The organism is Bradyrhizobium sp. (assembly GCF_049586575.1).
GTDB lineage: Bacteria > Pseudomonadota > Alphaproteobacteria > Rhizobiales > Xanthobacteraceae > Bradyrhizobium.
Genome location: NZ_JBAVCF010000104.1, coordinates 1 through 4,516 on the forward strand (window position 1 = coordinate 1; position 4,516 = coordinate 4,516).

The following is a 4,516-nucleotide window of genomic DNA, read 5'->3' on the forward strand; positions in this document are numbered from 1 at the left end:
GACCTGGCCGCCGCCAGCCGGCGCAACGCCGAAGTGTTGGTCGCGATGGGGATGTCGGAGCGGCTGACCCGGCGCTGGAGCGAAGCCAACCAGAATTATCTCGACGGCAACCAGCACGCCAGCGACGTCTCGGGCGGCTTAGGGGCTGCTGCCAAGGTGATGCGGATGATGCTGCAATCGGCCGTGCTCGCGGTCGGCGCCTATCTCGTGATTCATCAGGAAGCGACTGCCGGTATCATCATCGCGGGGTCGATCCTCAGCGCTCGGGCGCTCGCGCCGGTCGATCTTACGATCGCCCATTGGAAGAGTTTTATGGCCGCGCGCCAGAGCTGGCATCGCCTCAACCGCTTGCTGGAGTCGATGCCGGTCCGCCCGACGCCGACCTTGCTGCAAAATCCGTCGAGCCGCCTCTCGGTCGAGGGGCTCGGCATAGTCGCGCCCGGCGATCAGCGGGTCATTGTGCAGGACGTGACGTTCGCGCTTTCGGCCGGAAATGGCCTTGGTGTCATCGGGCCGAGCGGGTCCGGAAAATCCTCGCTGGTGCGGGCACTGGTTGGCGTGTGGCAGCCGGCGCGCGGCAAAGTGCGGATCGATGGCGCCGCGCTGGACCAATGGTCTTCCGATGTGCTCGGCCGTCACGTCGGTTATCTGCCGCAGGACGTCGAATTGTTTGCAGGTTCCGTCGCGCAGAATATCTGCCGTTTCGATCCCGGCGCTACCTCCGACAGCATCATCTCCGCCGCCAAGGAAGCCGGCGTCCACGAAATGATCATCAAGATGCGTGAAGGCTACGATACCCAGGTCGGCGAGCAGGGGGCCGCGCTTTCGGCGGGACAGGCGCAGCGCGTGGCGCTTGCGCGGGCGCTTTACGGCAATCCTTTCCTCATCGTTCTGGATGAACCCAATTCCAATCTCGATACCGAAGGCGACGAGGCGTTGACCCGCGCCATCCGCGGGGCACGCGAACGCGGCGCCATCGTGGTGGTGGTCGCGCACAGGCCGGTCGGGATCGAGGCGGTCGATCAGCTGCTCGTGCTGCGGGATGGCCGCATGCAGGCCTTTGGACCGAAGGAGACCGTGCTGGCGCAGGTACTGCAACCGCGTGTCGCGGCGCCGTCGCCGATCAAGATTGTCTCCGATGGAGGCGTCGCCAAGTCATGACGGACACCGAGGTGAAAGGCGCGCGTCTTTCGATCAGGCAGCATCTGATCGTCGGACTGTCCGTGGTCGTGCTGCTCGCCGGTGGTCTCGGCGGCTGGGCGTCGACTGCGGAAATCTCTGGGGCATTGATTGCGCCGGGGTCGATCGTCGTCGAATCCAGCGTCAAGAAGGTTCAGCATCCGACGGGCGGAGTCGTCGGCGAGGTGCGTGCCCATGATGGCGATCTCGTCAAGGCAGGCGACGTGCTGGTGCGGCTCGACGACACCGTCACCAAGGCGAGCCTTGCCATCGTCACCAAGAACCTCGATGGCCTGTGGGCGCGTGCGGCACGGCTGGAGGCCGAGCAGCGCGGCCTCGACAAGATCACCTTTCCGCCGATGTTGACCAGTCGCGCCGATGATCCCGACGTCAAGGCCATCATGGCGAGTGAAACCAAACTGTTCGATGTGCGCGTCAATGGCAGGATCGGCCAAAAGGCGCAATTGCGCGAACGCATCACCCAGTTGAATGAAGAAATTGCGGGTCTCGCCGCGCAAGAGAAGGCGAAAGATCAGGAAATTGAGCTGGTGCAGAAGGAGCTCGGCGGCGTTAGCGATCTCTATGACAAGCACCTGGTACAGTTGAGCCGGCTCACGACGCTGCAGCGCGATGCGGCCAGACTGTCCGGCGAGCGCGCGCAATACATTGCGTCGCGCGCCCAGGCCAAGGGCAAGATCACCGAGACCGAGTTGCAGATCATCCAGGTCGACAAGGACATGGTCAGCGACGTGTCCAAGGATCTGCGCGAGACCAACGACAAGATAGGCGAATTCGTCGAGCGCAAGGTTACGGCGGAAGACCAGTTGCGGCGGGTCGATATCCGGGCGCCGCAGTCCGGGATGGTGCTGCAATCCACCGTGCATACGGTCGGCGGTGTGATCACCGCCGGCGATACCATCATGCTGATCGTGCCGCAAGCCGACGACCTTCAGGTTGAGGCCAAGGTCAATCCGCAGGATATCGACAAACTGCAGCTCGGTCAGAAAACCCTGCTGCGGCTGTCGGCCTTCAACCAGCGCACCACGCCGGAACTGAACGGCATCGTCACCCGCGTCTCGCCTGACGTCACCACCGATCAGCGCACCGGGCAGTCCTATTACACGATCCGCGTCTCGATGCCGCCGGAGGAGGTCGCGCGCCTCGGCGAAGTCAAATTGATTCCGGGCATGCCGGTCGAAGCTTTCGTGCAGACCGGCGAACGCACCCTGCTGTCCTATCTGATCAAGCCGCTGAACGATCAATTGATGCGCGCGTTCCGGGAAAGATAGGTCTTACCGCGACAAATTCTCCAGCAACAAGTTCAACGCGCGCGTGGCGAATGCGTGCATGTTGGCTTGCCGGTCGGCGCTCCCTGTCTCAAGCGTAATGACCGCCGGTCTGGGGCCCGCGATCGCCATGCAGCTATGGCCGGCTGCGTCGCCGTAGCGATTTCCGGTGGGGCCGGTGGCGCCGGTCTCCGACAGGCCCCAATGGGTCGAAAAACGTTTGCGGATCTGGTTCGCCAGCAATTGGGCATAAGGTTCCGATGCGGAGCGGATTCCCTTCATCGCCTCGTCCGGAATATCGGCGAGAAGCCGCCGCGCGTCGCGGGTGTAGACGATAGCACCGCCGAGGAAATAGGCGGAAGCGCCCGGCACCGCGAGCAGGCTTGCGGAGATCAGCCCGCCGGTCGAAGATTCGGCAATCGCGATGGTTTCTTTCCGCGCGACAAGCTTGGCGGCGATCTGCTCGGCAATCGCGACGAGGTCCTTCATGAATCTCAATTCCCTGGGTAGACGTTGTCTGAAGAGGCCCGCTTTATAGCACGCCAGAGATCGCTTTTTGCCGAGTTGCCGGCGAAGTGACGGCCTGCTTCAATGGGTCGAAACAGGCCGGGAGATGAGGAATGACGTCACCGATCCCAGGTGGTGTGGATTGCGATCTTCATCCCGCCGTTCCTCATCTGACCAGCCTTTTGCCCTATCTCGACGATTATTGGCGCGACCAGGTCACGACGCGGGGGATGACCGACCTCGTCTCACAATCCTATCCGCCGAATTCGCCGATTTCGGCGCGACCGGACTGGCGGCCGGCCAAGGGTAAGCCCGGCTCGAACCTCGCCGACATGCAGGCGCAGGCGCTTGATGCATTCGGCATTCGGTTCGGCATCTGCAATCCCTTGTTCGGGGTGCAGATGGTATTTTCGGAAGATATGGCGGTCGCCTTCACCCGCGCTTTGAACGACTGGCTGGTCAAGGAATGGCTCGACAAGGACGACCGCCTGCGCGGTTCGATCGTGATTCCCGTTCAGAGCATCGAAAAATCCGTCGCCGAAATCGAGCGCTGCGCGCAGGATAAGCGTTTCGTCCAGGTGTTGATGCTGGTGATGGGCGACATGCCGCTCGGCAAGCGCGCTTATTGGCCGATCTATGCCGCGGCCGAACGGCTGGGGTTACCGATCGGCATTCACGCCGGCTCAAGCTATCATAACCCGCCAACCTCGGTCGGCTGGGGCTCCTATCACATCGAGGACTATGTCGCGCAAGCGCAGGCGTTTCAGACCCAGTTGACGAGCCTGATCGTCGAAGGCGTGTTCGCACGGCATCCGAATCTGAAAATGGTGATGCTGGAAAGCGGCTTCACCTGGCTGCCACCCTATCTGTGGCGGCTGCACAAATTCTGGCGCGGCATCCGGATGGAAACGCCATGGGTGGATCGCGCGCCGCTTGAAATTGTGCGCAGCAATATCCGATTCTCGCTGCAGCCGATCGACGCGCCGCTGGAACCGGAAGTCTTAAATCGCCTGTTCGACCATATGCAGTCCGACGAATTGCTTCTATTCTCGACGGATTATCCGCATTGGCAATTCGATGGCGATGCGGCGCTGCCGGAGGGGATCTCGTCCGATCTGGTCAAGAAGATCATGATCGACAATCCCTTTGCGACCTACACCCGTTTGAAAGAATCGGTGACGGCATGATCCCGATCCGGAGGGCCGCGTTAGCGCTAAGTGGAATCCGCTTTTCGGAAAAAGACCATGCCCAAACAATGTTGGAGACGGTGACATGAACGTCCAGTTTCGCGAGCGATCGGGAGCGGCTTCGTCGGTTGAGACCACATCACCAGCGAAGACGGCGATTGCGGACTGCGACATCCATCCGGCCCGCGCCACCGCGACCGAGCTTCATCCCTTTCTCGCCAGGCGCTGGCACGGGCATTTGGAGACTTTTGGCAGGCATCAGTATCAGGGCATGATGGAGGGGCCGCCTTATCCGAAGGCGCAACCGAATGCATCGCGCCGGGACGCCTATCCGCCGGAAGGCGGCCCGCAAGGCTC

4 protein-coding genes and 1 pseudogene are annotated in these 4,516 nt (G+C 62.1%); 4 read left to right on the forward strand and 1 reads right to left on the reverse strand.

Annotated features, from left to right (window positions below; all coding sequences use genetic code 11):
- A partial coding sequence (locus WB528_RS03680; protein WP_423887075.1) for a type I secretion system permease/ATPase occupies positions 1-1,161 on the forward strand: 1,161 nt, incomplete at its 5' end.
- Positions 1,158-2,468 carry an HlyD family type I secretion periplasmic adaptor subunit gene (locus tag WB528_RS03685; RefSeq protein ID WP_423887076.1) on the forward strand — a complete coding sequence of 437 codons (1,311 nt, stop codon included), beginning with the start codon at positions 1,158-1,160 and terminating at the stop codon, positions 2,466-2,468. The genes WB528_RS03680 and WB528_RS03685, both read left to right, overlap by 4 nt.
- Positions 2,469-2,471: 3 nt before the next feature.
- On the opposite strand, the gene WB528_RS03690 is transcribed toward WB528_RS03685, so the two are convergent.
- Positions 2,472-2,954 (reverse strand): CinA family protein, encoded by a 483-nt coding sequence (locus WB528_RS03690; protein WP_423887077.1) that lies wholly within the window; start codon positions 2,952-2,954, stop codon positions 2,472-2,474.
- Between the two features lie 131 nt (positions 2,955-3,085).
- On the opposite strand from WB528_RS03690, the gene WB528_RS03695 reads away from it, so the two are divergent.
- A complete protein-coding gene (locus WB528_RS03695; RefSeq protein ID WP_423887078.1) occupies positions 3,086-4,159 on the forward strand; it encodes an amidohydrolase family protein in 1,074 nt (357 codons plus the stop codon).
- Positions 4,160-4,244: 85 nt separating this feature from the next.
- Positions 4,245-4,516, forward strand: a pseudogene (locus tag WB528_RS03700) (amidohydrolase family protein); the annotation flags it as partial.